This is a genomic window from Micromonospora chersina (genome assembly GCF_900091475.1).
Classification (GTDB): Bacteria; Actinomycetota; Actinomycetes; order Mycobacteriales; family Micromonosporaceae; genus Micromonospora; species Micromonospora chersina.
The window spans coordinates 4,882,808-4,897,861 of record NZ_FMIB01000002.1; the positions used below are offsets into that span (position 1 = coordinate 4,882,808).

15 protein-coding genes are annotated in these 15,054 nt (G+C 75.0%); 10 read left to right on the forward strand and 5 right to left on the reverse strand.

Features of this window, described 5'->3' with window-relative positions; translation table 11 throughout:
* Positions 1–6 precede the first annotated feature (6 nt).
* From GA0070603_RS22740 to GA0070603_RS22770, 7 genes are all read left to right on the forward strand, one after another.
* Entirely contained in the window at positions 7–1,401 is a 1,395-nt protein-coding gene (locus tag GA0070603_RS22740; RefSeq protein ID WP_091317605.1) for an efflux RND transporter periplasmic adaptor subunit, read from the forward strand.
* Positions 1,398–2,261 carry an ABC transporter ATP-binding protein gene (locus tag GA0070603_RS22745; protein ID WP_091317608.1) on the forward strand — a complete coding sequence of 288 codons (864 nt, stop codon included), beginning with the start codon at positions 1,398–1,400 and terminating at the stop codon, positions 2,259–2,261. Before GA0070603_RS22740 ends, GA0070603_RS22745 begins: the two co-directional genes overlap by 4 nt.
* On the forward strand, positions 2,258–3,442 hold the full coding sequence (locus GA0070603_RS22750; protein ID WP_091317610.1) for an ABC transporter permease: 1,185 nt from the start codon (positions 2,258–2,260) through the stop codon (positions 3,440–3,442). The genes GA0070603_RS22745 and GA0070603_RS22750 overlap by 4 nt, the downstream gene beginning before the upstream one ends.
* A gap of 189 nt (positions 3,443–3,631) precedes the next feature.
* Positions 3,632–3,841: a helix-turn-helix domain-containing protein gene (locus tag GA0070603_RS22755; RefSeq protein ID WP_046564428.1), complete on the forward strand. Its 210-nt coding sequence runs from the start codon at positions 3,632–3,634 to the stop codon at positions 3,839–3,841.
* Positions 3,842–4,062: 221 nt separating this feature from the next.
* Positions 4,063–4,164, forward strand: coding sequence for a 30S ribosomal protein bS22 (locus GA0070603_RS22760; RefSeq protein WP_007465623.1), 102 nt, complete (start codon positions 4,063–4,065; stop codon positions 4,162–4,164).
* Positions 4,165–4,284: 120 nt separating this feature from the next.
* Positions 4,285–5,358 carry an NAD-dependent epimerase/dehydratase family protein gene (locus GA0070603_RS22765; RefSeq protein ID WP_091317613.1) on the forward strand — a complete coding sequence of 358 codons (1,074 nt, stop codon included), beginning with the start codon at positions 4,285–4,287 and terminating at the stop codon, positions 5,356–5,358.
* Positions 5,359–5,648: 290 nt separating this feature from the next.
* Positions 5,649–6,551, forward strand: coding sequence for a lysophospholipid acyltransferase family protein (locus GA0070603_RS22770; protein ID WP_091322220.1), 903 nt, complete (start codon positions 5,649–5,651; stop codon positions 6,549–6,551).
* Between the two features lie 15 nt (positions 6,552–6,566).
* Here the strand turns inward: GA0070603_RS22770 and GA0070603_RS22775 are convergent, their stop codons facing one another.
* From GA0070603_RS22775 to GA0070603_RS22785, 3 genes are all read right to left on the reverse strand, one after another.
* Positions 6,567–7,445, reverse strand: a complete 879-nt coding sequence (locus GA0070603_RS22775; RefSeq protein WP_091317615.1) for an HAD family hydrolase — start codon at positions 7,443–7,445, stop codon at positions 6,567–6,569.
* Positions 7,446–7,558: 113 nt separating this feature from the next.
* On the reverse strand, positions 7,559–8,407 hold the full coding sequence (locus GA0070603_RS22780; protein WP_091317618.1) for a DUF5667 domain-containing protein: 849 nt from the start codon (positions 8,405–8,407) through the stop codon (positions 7,559–7,561).
* Between the two features lie 292 nt (positions 8,408–8,699).
* The gene (locus GA0070603_RS22785; RefSeq protein WP_091317621.1) at positions 8,700–9,680 is read right to left on the reverse strand and encodes an ECF subfamily RNA polymerase sigma factor, BldN family; all 981 of its coding nucleotides are present in this window, start codon (positions 9,678–9,680) and stop codon (positions 8,700–8,702) included.
* Positions 9,681–10,300: 620 nt separating this feature from the next.
* On the opposite strand from GA0070603_RS22785, the gene GA0070603_RS22790 reads away from it, so the two are divergent.
* The 3 genes from GA0070603_RS22790 to GA0070603_RS22800 are packed head-to-tail and all read left to right on the forward strand — an operon-like array spanning position 10,301 to position 12,845.
* Positions 10,301–11,932 (forward strand): AMP-binding protein, encoded by a 1,632-nt coding sequence (locus GA0070603_RS22790; RefSeq protein WP_208862939.1) that lies wholly within the window; start codon positions 10,301–10,303, stop codon positions 11,930–11,932.
* The gene (locus tag GA0070603_RS22795; RefSeq protein WP_091317627.1) at positions 11,922–12,176 is read left to right on the forward strand and encodes a glutaredoxin family protein; all 255 of its coding nucleotides are present in this window, start codon (positions 11,922–11,924) and stop codon (positions 12,174–12,176) included. The genes GA0070603_RS22790 and GA0070603_RS22795 overlap by 11 nt, the downstream gene beginning before the upstream one ends.
* Before the next feature lie 21 nt (positions 12,177–12,197).
* A complete protein-coding gene (locus GA0070603_RS22800) occupies positions 12,198–12,845 on the forward strand; it encodes an HAD family hydrolase (RefSeq protein WP_091317630.1) in 648 nt (215 codons plus the stop codon).
* 14 nt (positions 12,846–12,859) lie between these two features.
* On the opposite strand, the gene GA0070603_RS22805 is transcribed toward GA0070603_RS22800, so the two are convergent.
* Together GA0070603_RS22805 and GA0070603_RS22810 are read right to left on the reverse strand one after the other, a co-directional pair.
* Positions 12,860–13,522, reverse strand: coding sequence for a response regulator transcription factor (locus tag GA0070603_RS22805; RefSeq protein ID WP_091322222.1), 663 nt, complete (start codon positions 13,520–13,522; stop codon positions 12,860–12,862).
* Positions 13,523–13,596: 74 nt separating this feature from the next.
* Positions 13,597–14,901 (reverse strand): sensor histidine kinase, encoded by a 1,305-nt coding sequence (locus tag GA0070603_RS22810; protein ID WP_091317633.1) that lies wholly within the window; start codon positions 14,899–14,901, stop codon positions 13,597–13,599.
* Positions 14,902–15,054 lie beyond the last annotated feature (153 nt).

Below are 15,054 nucleotides of genomic sequence, written 5' to 3' on the forward strand. Positions count from 1 at the left end.
CGTAGCATGGGCCGGGTGGCCCGCACCCCCTCGCCGCGGCTGCCCGCGGCCCGCCGCCCCCGCCTCGTCACCGCCCTCCTCGCCGCCGTCGCGCTGACCGGCGCCACCGCCGCCTCGTGCGGCGACGACCGGTCCGCTGTCACCGTGGCCCAGGTGGGCCGTTCCGCGGTGACCGAGGTGATCGACGCGCCGGCCACGGTGACCGCCCGGGCCGCCGCGACCCTCACGGCCCCCGCCGACGGCACCGTGGCCAGCCTGCGTGTCCAGCCTGGACAGCGGGTCGCCCGGGGGCAGGTGCTCGCCGTGATCGACTCGCCGTCCGCGCGGGACCGGTTGTCGCAGGCCCGCGAGGCGCTCCGGGCCGCGAAGCGGGCGGGTCGGGGCGTCGGTGCCGGCGACCTGGGCGGCCGCCGGCGGGACACCGACCGGGCCGCCACCGAGGCGTTCGCCGCCGCCCGCAAGGCCGCCGGGAAGATCGGCGACCCGCAGCTGCGGGCGGCGCTGCTGCTCCAGGTCGAGTCGGCGCAGGAGCAGTACGCGTCGGCCGCCCGCGCCGCGGACCGGGCGGTCAGCGCCGTGCAGCGCGGGGTGGCCGGGCTGAACAGCGCCGTCGGCGCGCTGTCGACCGCGCAGCGCCTCCAGGCCCAGCAGGCGTACGACCTGGCGAAGGCGACCGTCGACGCGCTGACCCTGCGCGCCCCGATCCCCGGCGTGGTGCAGCCGGGCGGGACCCGGGCGGCCACCCCGACCGACCTCACGGGGCTGCTCGGTGCCGCCGGCGGCGCCGTGCCGGGCATCGACCCGTCGGCCCTCGGCACGGCCGGGCAGGGCGGGCCGCCGGCAGGAGTGGACGACGCCGTGCCGGCCGGTGGCCGGGTGACCGCGGGCACGCCGGTGCTGACCGTGGTGGACACCGGTCAGCTCGGCCTGCTCGCCGAGGTGGACGAGACCGATGTGCTGCTGGTCCGGGCCGGGCTGGCCGCTACGGTCGAGCTGGACGCGGTGACCGGCGCGACGTACGACGCCACGGTCCGCTCGGTGGACATGCTGCCGACCAGTTCGGCGCGGGGCGGGGTCACCTACCGGGTGCGGCTCGGCCTCGGTGCCGGGCGGCTCGGCGAGGGTGAGGCCGCCCCGGCGCCCCGTCCCGGCATGAACGCCGTGGTCCACCTCCGGGTCCGCGAGGCGGCCGACGCGGTGGCCGTGCCCGCCTCGGCGGTCTTCAACGCCGACGGGCGGGACGCGGTCTGGCTGCTGCGCGACGGGAAGGCCGACCGGGTGCCGGTGACCGTGGGCGTGCAGGGGCAGGACCTGGTGCAGATCGTCAGCGGGGTGCGCGCCGGGGACCGGATCGTCGTCCGCGGCGCCGACCAGGTCCACGACGGCCAGGAGCTGCCGTGACCGTCGCCGCGATCGAGGCGGTCGACGTGTCCCGCACGTACGAGCTGGACGGGGTGTCGGTGCCCGCCCTGCGCGGGGTGTCGCTCACCATCGCGCAGGGCGAGTACGTGGCGGTGATCGGGCCCTCCGGCTCGGGCAAGTCCACACTCATGCACCTGCTCGGCGGGCTGGACCGGCCGACCGGCGGCCGGCTGGTGATCGGTGGGCGGGACGTGGCCACCCTGACCGCGCCGGAGCTGGCGACGCTGCGCAACGAGACCATCGGCTTCGTCTTCCAGGCGTTCCACCTGCTGCCCCGCACGTCCGCCGTGGACAACGTGGCGCTGCCCCTGGTCTACCGGGGCGTCGGGGCGCGGCAGCGGCGGGAACGCGCCGCGGCGATGCTCGGCCGGGTCGGGCTGGGCCACCGGCTGACCCACCGCCCCAACCAGCTCTCCGGGGGCGAGCAGCAGCGGGTGGCGATCGCCCGGGCCCTGGTCACCGACCCGGCGGTGCTGCTCGCGGACGAGCCCACCGGCAACCTGGACAGCGCCACCGGCGAGGCGGTGCTGGAGCTGCTGGAACAACTGAACGCCGAGTCCGGGGTGGCGCTGGTCATGGTGACCCACGACCCGGAGGTGGCGGCCCGGGCCCGCCGGCGGATCGCCGTCCGGGACGGGCTGATCCGCTCCGACACCGTTCATGATCGACCGCTGTCGGGCGGCGACGGTGGACCTGAGACACTGGACGCCGCTCCCAGCGCGGAGCCCCGGTCCGCGTCCGGAAGCGGCCCGGGGCACCCGTCCGGTGGCTCCGGTGGCGCCACCGGAGCCACCGGACGCCTTCCGCGCAACGGCGCGCAGGCCGGGGGTGCCGGATGAGGGTGGCCGAGGCGTGGCGGGTCGCCCTGGACGCGCTGCGGGCCAACCGGATGCGCAGCGCGCTGACCATGCTCGGGGTGATCATCGGGGTCGCCTCGGTGGTGCTCCTGGTCGCCATCGGCACCGGCACCAAGCAGAAGGTCGAACAGCAGGTGGAGGGGCTCGGCTCCAACCTGCTCCTGGTGGTGCCCGGCAAGCTCGACGTCGGCACCGCCCCGGTGGTGTCGCCGCTGGACCTCAAGGACGTGGACGCCGTCTCCCGGGTGGTCGGCGACCCCGGCCGGGTGGCCGTCACCATCGCCTCCGGCGCGACGGCGCGGGCCGGTGCCCGGTCCGACTTCACCACCGTGCAGGGGGTGCTGGAGACCACCCCGTCGGTCTTCACCCGCACGCTGGCCCGCGGCCGCTACCTGACCGGGGCCGACGTGGACACCAGCCGCCGGGTGGCGGTGCTCGGCGCGTCCGTGGCCCGGGCGCTCTTTCCCGACCGGGACCCGCTCGGCCAGCAGGTCACCCTCGCCGGGGTCCGGTTCCGGGTGATCGGCGTCTTCACCCCGCTCGGGCAGAGCCTCGGCGTCGACCGGGACGACGAGGTACACATCCCGGTGACCGCCGCGCAGCGGCTCTGGGGGACCCAGCGGATCGACGGCATCGCGGTCAAGGCGCCCGACCGGGAACGGATCGACCAGCTCGGCGAGCGGATCGTCGCCGAGCTGTCCCGCCGGCACCCGGACACCGAGTTCAGCGCGGTCACCCAGCAGCAGATCCTCGGTGTGCTCGGCGACATCCTCGGCGTGCTCACCGGGGTGCTGGCCGCCATCGCCGGCATCTCGCTGCTGGTCGGCGGCGTCGGCGTCTCCAACATCATGCTGGTCTCGGTACGCGAGCGGACCCGCGAGATCGGCCTGCGCAAGGCGGTCGGCGCGCGGCCCCGGGACATCGGGGTGCAGTTCCTGCTGGAGGCGGTGCTGCTCACCTCGATCGGCGGGCTGACCGGGATGGCGCTCGGCGTGGGCACCGCGCTGCTCGTCGACGCGGTCTCCCCGATCCCGGCGGCGATCACCTGGTGGTCGCTGGCGCTCGCCTTCGGCGTGTCGGCGGCCGTCGGCATCGTCTTCGGGGTGGTGCCCGCCCAGCGCGCCGGCCGGCTCGACCCCGTGGTGGCGTTGCGCGCCGAGTGAACCGGACGAGCCACCCGTCCGGGCGAAAAACGCCAGCTCAACGAGGCGCCCGCCATGATCAAAAGAAAGAAGGGATCGCGCCGGTCACAGCCGCCCCGCTACCGTACTGGTAACACGCGCGTCGCTCGTCGTGGCGGGAAGCAACCTGCTCGGCGGCACGCGCCGGGCATGGGAATGGGTCGGTGAGCCATGGCCGGGTCGCAGTCCGACGCTCGACTGTCGGATGTCAGGTTCCTGACCGTCGCCGAGGTGGCGACGGTCATGCGGGTGTCCAAGATGACGGTCTACCGTCTCGTGCACAGCGGTGAGCTGACCGCGGTGCGGGTCGGCCGGTCGTTCCGGGTACCCGAGCACGCCGTGCACGAATACCTCCGGGGCGCGTTCCAGGAAACCGCCTGACACGTCGCGCGGCCAGGCCGGCGAGTGCGACGTAACGGGCATCGACGGGGGCGCGTTGGTCCTGCTGACGCACTCCGGCTACCCTGGACCCCGACCGTGACCGCACCCTGGTGTGCCCTGCCCACCACGCTGGTCCGGTCCGTTGTCCGCAAGCGGTCACCGACGCCACGTCCCGTGGTGTCTCCCGGTCCGCCCCGCACGTTGCATCGAAAGGCTGTCGTATGGGCTCGGTGGTCAAGAAGCGCCGCAAGCGCATGGCTAAGAAGAAGCACCGCAAGCTGCTGCGCAAGACCCGCGTCCAGCGTCGTCGTCTCGGCAAGTGACCGGGGCCGGGCTGCGGCCCGGCACCCGGCGCCACTTGCCACCTGCCGACCCTCGGAGGCTCAGGTGATCAGGCCGTGGACGTCCCGGCTCGATCCCGCCTGCCGGCCAGGGCGCACGACATGACCCCCGGCGGCACCTCAGGTGCTCCGGGGGTCGTCGTCGTGACCGGCGTCGGCCGCTACCTCGGCGCGCACGTCGCCGCCCGGCTCGCCGCCGACCCCCGCATCGAACGCGTCATCGGGGTCGACCCGGCCACCCCCAACCCCGAGCTCGACGACCTGCTCTCCGGGGTCGAGCGGGTCCGCCTCGACCTCGACTCGCTCGGCGGCCTCCTGGTCGACCTCGACGTCGACGCCGTGGTGCACCTGGCGCTGGTCACCGCCCCCGACCCGCAGCAGGGCGGCCGTTCGGCGATGAAGGAACAGAACGTCATCGGCACCATGCAGCTCCTCGCCGCCTGCCAGCGGGCGCCACGGCTGCGCAAGCTCGTGGTCCGCTCGTCGACAGCCGCGTACGGGGTGTCGTTCCGCGACCCGGCCGTCTTCACCGAGGAGACCGAGCCGCGCGAGGTGCCGCGCGGCGGTTTCGGCCGCGACATCCTCGACATCGAGGGATACGTCCGTGGGTTCCGCCGCCGCCGGCCCGACGTGACGGCGACCGTGCTGCGCTTCGCGCCGTTCATCGGCTCGACCGCCGACACCACGCTCACGCGATACTTCGCCCAGCCGGTGGTGCCCACCGTCTTCGGCCGCGACCCGCGGTTGCAGTTCGTCCACTTCGACGACGCCCTGGAGGTGCTGCACCGATCGGTCGCCGAGGAGCACCCCGGCACCTACAACGTCGCCGGGCCGGGGGTGCTCTCGCTGTCGCAGGCCATCCGCCGGGCCGGCCGGGTCGCCGTGCCGGTGCTGGAGCCGGGCCTCGCCGGGGTGGCCGCCATCGCCCGGAGCATGGGCTTCGGCCGCTACGGTTTGGACCAGGTCGACCTCTTCGTGCACGGTCGGGTGGTGGACACCACCAGACTGGAGCGCGAGTACGGCTACACGCCCCGCTCGACGGCGGCCGCGTTCGACGACTTCATCCGCGCCCACCACGGCGGTGTCGTGGTGACCCGGGACCAGCTCGCCACGGCCGAGCAGCTGGTGCTGGAGGGCATCCGGCAGGTCCGGGCGGCCGTGCGGGAGCGGTCGTGAGCACGGGGGAGGAGCGGTACGACGTACCGCTGACCGTGCCCGGGCCGGACGCGGAGCCGGCGCGGCGCAACGGGCACCGGCGTGCCGCGGCGGCCGCCGCCGAACCGGCGATGAAGGCGGCGCCGCCGGCCGCCGACGAGCCGGACACCTCCGCCGACGAGCCGGCCCCGGCCCCGCGGACGAGTGCGCCGGGCGACGTCCCCCCGAGGAAGACCGTGGCGAAGAAGGCCGTGGCCAAGAAGACCGTGGCGAAGAAGGCCGTTGCGAAGAAGGCCCCGGCCGAGAAGCCGGTGGACGAGCCGGTCGCGGGCGACGCGACCCCGCCCGGGCCGGCGGTGGCGGACCGGCCGGGGGACCACTGGGACCGGAAGGTCGCCAACGGGCTGGCCTTCCTGCGGCGGCGGCTGGCCGGCGACTACGAGGTGGACGAGTTCGGCTTCGATCCCGACCTGACCGACGCCGTCTTCCACCCGCTGGTCCGGCTGCTCTACCGGGACTGGTTCCGCACCGAGGTCAGCGGCGTCGAGCACGTGCCCGCCGAGGGGGCCGGCCTGGTGGTCGGGAACCACTCCGGCACGGTGGCGCTGGACGCGCTGGTGCTCTCGACCGCGCTGCACGACCGGCACCCGGCGCGCCGCTACCTGCGACTGCTCGGCGCCGACCTGGTCTTCCGGATGCCTGTGGTCTCCGAGATCGCCCGCAAGACCGGCGGAACGGTGGCCTGCAACCCCGACGCGGAGCGGCTGCTCGGCAACGGCGAGCTGGTCGGCGTCTTCCCGGAGGGCTTCAAGGGGGTCGGCAAGCTCTACGCCGACCGCTACAAGCTCCAGCGCTTCGGGCGGGGCGGCTTCGTCTCGGCGGCGCTGCGCACCGGCACGCCGATCGTGCCGGTGGCGATCGTCGGCGGCGAGGAGATCTACCCGATGCTCGCCGACATCAAGCCGCTGGCCCGGCTGCTCAAGCTGCCCTACTTCCCGGTCACGCCGACCTTCCCCTGGCTGGGGCCGCTGGGCATGGTGCCGCTGCCGAGCAAGTGGCTCATCGAGTTCTGCCCGCCGATCCCGACCGCGCACCTGCAGGACTCGGCCGACGACCCGCTTGTCGTGTTCAACCTCGCTGACCAGGTGCGGGAGACCATCCAGCAGACCCTGCACCGGCTGCTCGAACGCCGCCCGGACCCGTTCGGCCCCTGAGCCGCGGGCCGGGCGTCAGTCGACGCGCTGCCGGCGGCGGTGCAGGGCCAGCCCGGCCGTGACGGCGCCGGCGACCAGCCCGGCGGCGGCCGTGGACGGCACGGCGATCTTCACGGCCCGGCGGCCGGTGCGGAAGTCGCGGACGTCCCAGCCCCGCTCGCGGGCCTGCCGGAGCAACGCCGGATCCGGATTGATCGCCACCGGTCGCCCCACGGTGGAGAGCAACGGCAGGTCGTTGGCCGAATCGCTGTACGCCGCGCAGCGGCTCAGCTCCAGCCCCTCCACCGCCGCGAGCTGGGTGACGGCCTCGGCCTTGGCCGGGCCGTGCATGAGGTCGCCGACCAGCCGGCCGGTGTACGCCCCGTCGACCACCTCGGCCACCGTGCCGATCGCCCCGGTGAGGCCGAGCCGGGTGGCGATCACGCGGCCGATCTCCACCGGGGCCGCGCTGACCAGCCACACCCGCTCGCCCGCGTCGAGGTGGCGCTGGGCCAGCTTGCGGGTGCCGTCCCAGATGCGCGGGGCCATCAGCTCGTCGAAGATCTCCTCGGCGAGGCGTTCCACGTCGTCGACCCGCCAGCCCTCGATGAAGGCCAGCGCCGCCTCCTTCGCCTGCGACATGTCCCCGGCGTGCTCGGTGGCGAGCAGCCGGAACTTCGCCTGCTGCCAGGCGAACCGGGCGAGGTCACCGGTGGTGAAGTACTTCCGGGCGGCCAGCCCGCGGGCGAACCAGTAGATCGACGCGCCCTGCATCATCGTGTTGTCCACGTCGAAGAACGCGGCGGCCGTCGGGTCGGGCGTCGGGGTGGCCGGGGGCGCCTCCGGGGTCTCCGACCAGCCGGCGGTGTGCCCGTGGACGTCGGTGCTGACCGTCACCTTGCGGCTCCGGGTCACGGCGACCTCCCCTCGACGACCGCGTACGCCCTCCGTACCGAGCCTATCCGGCGCCGTGTGACGGGCGGATGTCCGGCGGGAGAAGTGTGGCGTGAACGGCTGTGCCGGGCGGTTCAGCGGTCGCCGGGGCAGGTGGTCGGCGCCGGTCCGAGCGCGTCGCTGGCCGCCGGGGCCGGCAGCCCGCAGGCGATCGCCTCGCGGAGCGCGTCGGCACGGCGGCCGGCCGCGTCGAGCAGGGCGAGGGAGCGGCGGGTGCGGTCCCGGTCGGCGTGGTCCGACCGGTCGAGCAGCCCGCTGACCGCCCGGCGCTGGCCGCCGAGGAACGTGTCGACGGCGTCCAGCGCCGCCGGGTCGGAGCGCTGCGCGGCCACCGTGGTCAGCAGGCGTACGCCCTGCCGGGTGTCGGCGTCCATGTCGTCCAGCACCGCGCTGAAGCCGAGCCGGTCGTCGCGCACCGTGGCCGCCTCGTCGAGCCGGGTGCGGGCGAAGTCGAGGAACAGCTGACCCCGGCTGATGTCGGAGCTGGCCAGGGCGAGCTGGGCGCGCTCGGTCGAGCGCTTCATGCCGTAGAGGGCGTCGCCGGGCACCGCGTTCTCGCTGGCGGCGGAGATGCCGGACAGGGCGATCGCACCGGCGGCCACGCCGACCAGGATGGCCCCGCGGGCCCGCGCCCGCCGCCCGGTCACCGCCGGCAGCAGGGAACCGCGGACGCCGGTCCTCGCCGGGGCGGTGACGCCCTCGCGCTCGGCGGTGGCGACGAGCATCGCCCGCAGCCCGGTGCGGTACTCGGTGTCCACCTCGACGTCCGGCCGGTCGGCGGTGAGCCGGCGGCTCACCGCGACGAGCGCGGTGAGTTCGTCGTCGGCCCGGGAACGGACGTGGTGCCGCCGGCCGCCGTTGGCCTCGTCGAGGAGTTGCGCGAAGCGCTCGGCACGCCGACGGGAGAAGAGGTCGCTGTCCACCGCAGGCACCCCCTCTCGCTGGTCACGGCCGCTCTGGCCGTCGTCGTCACCAGCGACCGGTGGCAGCGTGTGGCCGACGGCCGACCGGGACGGCCGACCTGACCCGCCGGACCGGGTGGGCCCGGGGGACGCCGGGACAACCACTGGTCGCACCCGGAGAAACGGTTCGCGCCGGTAGCCGGTTACGGCCCGGTCGGTGGCGAAATCACCAAGAGTGATCGCTGTCACGAGGTGCGGAGGGCGCGCCGGCCCGCGCCCGGGGTGCTCGCCGGGCGGGTGGGGACGGGTCGGGTCAGGGCTGGAAGCCGTCCGGCAGCAACCGAGCCAGGGCCCGGACCGCCCGGTACTGCAAAGCCTTGATGGCGCCCTCGTTCTTGCCCATGGCGCGGGCCGTCTCGGCCACCGAGAAGCCCTGGAGGAAGCGGAGCACGATGCACTCCTGCTGCTCCGGGTTGAGCTGCTTGACGGCGGTGAGCAGGGCGACGTTGGTGATGTGCTCGACCACCGCGGCTTCCGGGCTGCCCTCGGGCCCCCGGTCCTCCCGGTCGGCGTCGAGGACGTCGCCGGTGGTCACCTCCAGCCGGTAGCGGCCGGACTTGAAGTGGTCGGCGACCAGGTTGCGGGCGATGGTGACGAGCCAGGCGCCCAGGTCGCGCCCCTGCCAGGTGAAGCTGCCGATCCGCTTGAGCGCCCGGAGGAACGTGTCGGAGGTGAGGTCCTCGGCGAGCTGGCGGTTGCCGACCCGGAAGTAGACGAACCGGAAGACGGTGTCGACGTACCGGTCGTAGATCAGGCCGAACGCCTCGGCCTCGCCGGCCTGCGCCCGCTCCACCAGCGCCCAGACCTCGGTGGCCGGATCGGACGGGTCGGGGCGGCTCGGGAAGCCGGTGGCCGGCGCGGCGGCGGCCGGGACGGCCGGCAGCACCGCCGTGTCGCCGGTGGTCACCGCGGGCAGCACGGCGGTCTCGGCGGCCGAGGGCTCGCTGTTCGCCGCGGCGTCACCGCGCCGGCCCTGGGCCGGCATGGTGGGCCGGGACGGCGCGCCGAGCCGGCCGGCGGCGGTCTTCGCGTTGCCGCCGGGCGTCGCCGGCCGCGGCGGCGCCTCGTTGTGGTGCGTCCGGTTGCGGACCCGCCGCCCCTCGCCGCGGACGGCGAGACCGCGCATCCCGTCGGCGGCGGCCCGTGGAGCGGGCTCCAGGCGCTCGTTGACGGGTGTTCGCTGGGTCGGGCCGGTCACTCCGGCCGGCCGGTCCGCGTAACCGAAGGTGGTCACCGCGCCTCCCCGGTGCAGGCGGGGCACGGCCGCACCGGCCGCCGCGTCGTCGCGGCGGGACCGGGTACGCCCCGACCGGGCGCGGCGGTTCGGGGACGTGCCGACGGGCGGCAGGTCACCTTGAGGTGCTGGTCCAATGCGCTCACAGGCACGGGGGCCTCCTCGGGCTGAGGGGTGTCGACTCACGGCAAATGGGGTGAGCCGACCCGAGTGATGATAGGGCCAACGTCACCCACGCGTGGCAAGTCCGTTACACAGAGCGGAAGTATTTCCGGTCCCGTCGCACAAATGGCGGACGCCTTGTCCGTCGTGTGCGGTTGACTTTCGCGTCGCCAGCTGGTCCGGAGTGGAAAGTCCTGGTCGGAGCCAATTTTGTTGCGCCTTCGGCGTGTCGCGGCGGCGGCACCGCCGGTGCGGTTCCGGCTGCCCGGAGGACCCCGTCGGCCGACCGGTGGAGGGCCCCTTCCCACGTTCGGGAATCGCTCCTGGCGGGGTGGACAGTCCCGTCGGGGGGACCGCGGTCCGGCGTGTCCGGTGGAGCCGGACGCGTTGTCCGCCACGCGGCGTCCCCGGCGCTCGGGCGTGGCCGGGCGGACGCGGCTGTGCCAGACTCAGCCACCGTGCAGGACGCAGCCCACAGCTCCGCGCCGAACCTCGCCGACCGGCTCCGCCGGGTGGCCGCCGTCGACGGTGACCGTCCCGCGCTGCACTGGCGCGACCGGACGCTGACCTGGTCCGCTCTGGACGCCTCGGTGACCGCGACCGCCCGTGCCCTGGCCGCGGCGGTGCCACCGTCCGCTCCCGACGGCCATCCGCCCCGGGTGGCGATCGCCTTCGGCAACACCCCGGACTTCGTGGTCACCTACCTGGCCGTGCTCCGCGCCGGACTGGTGGCGGTGCCGGTCAACCCGGGCTTCACCGCCCGGGAGCTGCGGCACGTGCTCGCCGACTCCGGTGCCGCCGTGCTGGTCGGCGCGGCCGAGGTGGTCGACCGGGTGCCCACCGGCGACCTGCCCGCGCTCACCGCGGTGCACACCACCCCGCCGGTCACCGACGGTGACGAGGCGGCCGGCTTCCCGGCCCGGGACGGGGACGACCTCGCCGTCCTGCTCTACACCTCCGGCACCGAGGGCCGGCCCAAGGGCGCGATGCTGTCGCACCGGGCCCTGGCCGCCAACCACGCCCAGGTCGACCGGATCGACCCGCCGGTGGTCGGCCCCGACGACACCGTGCTGCTCGCGCTGCCGCTGTTCCACGCGTACGGGTTGAACTCCGGTCTGGGGGCCGTGGTCCACCACGGAGCGACCGGGGTGCTCGTCGACGAGCCGGGCCCGACGGGGGCGCTCGACGAGATCGCCCGGCACCGGGTGAGCGTGCTGGTGGGCGTACCGTCGATGTTCCTGGCCTGGGCCGACGCGGCGGGCGACCGCCCCGGGGTGCTGGATTCGGTGCGGGTCGCGGTGTGCGGCGCGGCGCCGCTGCCGCCGGCCGCCGGGGCGCGCTTCACCGAGGTGACCGGGCACCCGGTGCACGTCGGGTACGGGCTCACCGAGACCGCGCCCGTGCTCACCTCCACCCTGGTCGGGGGCGAGCCCAAGCCGGGCTCCATCGGCCGCCCCCTGCCCGGCGTCGAGCTGCGCCTGGTCGGGTCCGACGGCGTGGAGCTGTGGCGCGACGGGGTGCCCACGGCCGAGGAGGACGCCGACGAGCTGCACCTCTCCGACGACCCGGAGGGCACCGACCCGGGGCAGATCGTGGTGCGCGGCGCCAACCTGTTCGGCGGTTACTGGCCGGACGGCCGCGACGGCCCGGACCCGGACGGCTGGTGGCCCACCGGCGACGTGGCGTACGCCGACGCCGACGGGGACCTCTTCCTGGTCGACCGGCTCGGCGAGCTGATCCTGGTCAACGGCTTCAACGTCTACCCGCACGAGGTGGAGCTGGTGCTCCAGGCGCACCCCGGGGTGGCCGAGTCGGCCGTCCTGGGCATGCCGCACCCGCGGACCGGCGAGACTGTCCGGGCGTACGTGGTGCGGGCGGCCGGCTCGACGGTGACGGCGGAGGAGCTGCTCGGCCACTGCGCGCGTAACCTGGCCCGGTTCAAGTGCCCGACCGCCGTCGAGTTCGTCGACGAGCTGCCCCACTCGGCGATCGGCAAGGTACGCAAGACCGAGCTCCGCCCGGCGGCGCCCCCGGTGCCCGCGCCCGCGCCGCCGACCGAGATCCGCACGGAGGTATCCGATGTCCAGTGACGCCCGGCTCACCCTGATCACCCGGCCCGCCTGCCACCTCTGCGAGGACGCGAAGGCGGCGCTCGACCGGGTGGTGGCGGTGACCGGCGACCGCTGGATCGAGAAGGACGTGACGGGCGACCTGGAGCTGGAACGCGAGTACGGCGACCGGCTGCCGGTGGTGCTGCTCGACGGCAAGGAGCACGGCTACTGGCGGGTCGAGGAGGAACGGCTGCTGCGGGACCTCACCACCCCCCAGCTCTGAGCCGCCCCTTACAGTGCAGCGATGACCGCTGCGCGCCGCCACCTGGTGTGGGACTGGAACGGAACCCTCCTCGACGACCTCGACCTGGTGGTGCGGGCCACCAACGTCGCCTTCGCCAGCGCCGGCGGTCCGGTGGTCACCGCCGACGAGCACCGGGTGCGGTTCCGCCGCCCGATCGCCGACTACTACGCCGAGATGCTCGGCCGGGCGATCGACGACGAGGCGTTCGGCCGGCTCGACCGGATCTTCCACGAGGCGTACCGGGCCGGGTTGACCAGCTGCGCGCTGGCCGCCGACGCCACCGCCGCGATCGCCGCCTGGCCGGGCAGCCAGTCGCTGCTGTCCATGTGGTTCCACGACGAGCTGGTGCCCACGGTGCACACGTACGGGCTGACCCCGCACTTCGCCCGGGTGGACGGGCTGCGCGCCGCGGTCGGCGGCGGCCCGAAGGCCGAGTGGCTGGAGAAGCACCTCGCCGAGCTGGGCCTCGACGGCCGTGAGGTGGTGCTGATCGGCGACTCCCTGGACGACGGCGACGCCGCCGCCTCGGTGGGGGCCGCCTGCGTCCTCTACACCGGTGGTCTCTCCGACCCCGCGCGCCTGCGCACCTCCGCGCACCCGGTGGCCGACACCCTCACCCAGGCGGTCGCCCTCGCGCGGACCTTCTGAGCCCGCCGGGCGTCTCAGGCGCGGAGGTGGGTGAGGACGGCCAGGACCCGCCGGTGGTGGTGGGTGGCGTCGGGGGGCAGGTCGAGCTTGGTGAAGATGTTGCGGACGTGCTTCTCGACGGCGCCGTCGCTGACCACGAGGGCGCGGGCGATGGCGGTGTTGGAGCGGCCCTCGGCCATGAGGGCGAGCACCTCGCGTTCGCGGGGGGTCAGCTCGGCCAGCGGGTCGTCGCGGCGGCGCCGGACCAGCAGCTGGCTGATCACCTCCGGGTCCAGCACCGTCCCGCCGCCCGCCACCCGGGCCAGCGCGTCCAGGAACTCGTCGATCGCGGCCACCCGGTCCTTGAGCAGGTAGCCGATCCCGCCCCCGCCGGCCCCGCCGCCCGTCGTGGCGAGCAGGTCGTCGGCGTACGACACCTCGACGTACTGGGAGAGCACCAGGACCGGCGTACGCGGCACCCGCCGGCGCGCCTCCACGGCCGCCCGCAGCCCCTCGTCGGTGTGCGACGGCGGCATCCGCACGTCCACCACCGAGACGTCCGGCCGGTGCGCCACCACCGCCTCGACCAGGGCGTCCCCGTCACCGACGGCGGCCACCACCTCGTGTCCCGACTCGGTCAGCAGCCGGACCAGCCCCTCCCGGAGCAGTACGGCGTCGTCCGCGATCACCACCCGCATGGGTCCGGTGTCTATCACGTCCTGGATCCACAGCGCGGCCGTGTTCCGGTCCGGCGTGCCGCCGGTCGGTGGTGTCACCGGGGGAGTTCCGCGTGGATCCGGGTCGGCCCGCCGGTGGGGCTGGCCACCTCCAGGGTCCCGCCGGCGGCGCGCACCCGGTCGGCGATGCCGCTGAGCCCGTGGCCCTTGGCCAGGTGGGCGCCGCCGATCCCGTCGTCGGCCACGGTGATCTCCAGCCGGCCGACCTTGCGGGTCACCTCGACCCGGCAGGTGGCGGCCCGGCTGTGCTTGGCGACGTTGGTCAGCGCCTCGGCCACCACGAAGTACGCGGTGCTCTCCAGCCCCGGGTCGAGCCGCCCGGCGGCGGTGCCCAGCTCGTCGTCGACCACCAGTTCGGTGGGGACCAGGGCGCGGGCGGCGAGCGCGGCCAGCGCGCTGGGCAGGCCCCGGTCGACGAGGATCGGCGGGGCGATGCCCCGGGACAGGGCGCGCAGCTCGTCGAGGGTCTCCCGGGTCTGGCTGACCGCCTCGTCCAGGGTCCGGCGGGCCGCCTCCGGGTCGGCGGCGAGCTGCTGGCGGGCCCGGCTCAGGTCCATGGCGAGGCGGACCAGGCGCTGCTGCGGGCCGTCGTGGATGTCCCGCTCCAGCCGGCGCAGGGCGGACGCCTCCGCGGACGCGGCGGCCCGCTTCTGCTCCTCCAGCGTGGTGATCCGCTGCCGCATCTCGGCCACCCCGGTGAGCAGCGAGTAGGCCAGGGCGGCCTGGATCCGGGCGCAGGCCCGCGCCACGAGCGGCAGGGTGAACAGGGCGAACAGCCCGATCGCGGTGTTCAGGGCGACCCGCGCCCCGGCCCCGTCACCCATCCCGAGGAGCTGGCTGAGGTCCTGGTCGTCGGGGCCGCGCGGGATGGCCCAGTCGTACGCGCCGTAGAGCGTGCCGGTGAGGGCCAACGCCCACCAGACCACGACCACCACGAACGTGGGCAGGGTCACCAGCAGCCGGATGAAGGCGTGCAGCAGGTCGAGCCAGGACTGCGGGTCGCGCATCGGGGTGAGAACCCGCCGCCAGAAGCCCGCGCCCCGCTCGGGGGCCAGGTAGATCGGGCGTACCCGGGGCTGGCGCAGCACGGCGGGCAGCCGCAGCCGTTCCAGGTCGGCCAGCCCTCGCGCCGCGTACAGGGTGCCGGTGAGGACCGGCAGGCCGAGCGTGGTGACCAGCAGCCCGGCGGTGAGCGAGATGCCGGCCACCGCCAGCACGAAGCCGACCAGCGCCAGCGGCAGGCTGAAGAGCACGTAGCCGGAGTCGCGCAGGAGCTGGCGGACGAGGCCCCGGACGGGTGTGGTGGGGGTGGGCGCGGCGCCCAGCGGTACGGCGGTCATGCTCCGAGGCTATGGGCCGGGACGGGCCCGACCCATCCCGTGCACGGGCCTCTCCGGGGTGGGGTTCTCCCTACCTCCGCCGCCTCCCGGACGTGAGACGCGCCTCTCCCCGACGACGACACAGCGTTACCGGGCGCGCGCGATTGGTCAGAG

Excerpts from the sequence above, each read along its gene's own strand:
- GA0070603_RS22760 (WP_007465623.1), top strand. The coding sequence starts at position 4,063 with ATGGGCTCGGTGGTCAAGAAGCGCCGCAAGCGCATGGCTAAGAAGAAG.
- GA0070603_RS22765 (WP_091317613.1), top strand. The coding sequence starts at position 4,285 with ATGACCCCCGGCGGCACCTCAGGTGCTCCGGGGGTCGTCGTCGTGACC.
- GA0070603_RS22800 (WP_091317630.1), top strand. The coding sequence starts at position 12,198 with ATGACCGCTGCGCGCCGCCACCTGGTGTGGGACTGGAACGGAACCCTC.
- GA0070603_RS22805 (WP_091322222.1), bottom strand. The coding sequence starts at position 13,522 with ATGCGGGTGGTGATCGCGGACGACGCCGTACTGCTCCGGGAGGGGCTG.
- GA0070603_RS22795 (WP_091317627.1), top strand. The coding sequence starts at position 11,922 with ATGTCCAGTGACGCCCGGCTCACCCTGATCACCCGGCCCGCCTGCCAC.
- GA0070603_RS22750 (WP_091317610.1), top strand. The coding sequence starts at position 2,258 with ATGAGGGTGGCCGAGGCGTGGCGGGTCGCCCTGGACGCGCTGCGGGCC.
- GA0070603_RS22740 (WP_091317605.1), top strand. The coding sequence starts at position 7 with ATGGGCCGGGTGGCCCGCACCCCCTCGCCGCGGCTGCCCGCGGCCCGC.
- GA0070603_RS22755 (WP_046564428.1), top strand. The coding sequence starts at position 3,632 with ATGGCCGGGTCGCAGTCCGACGCTCGACTGTCGGATGTCAGGTTCCTG.
- GA0070603_RS22810 (WP_091317633.1), bottom strand. The coding sequence starts at position 14,901 with ATGACCGCCGTACCGCTGGGCGCCGCGCCCACCCCCACCACACCCGTC.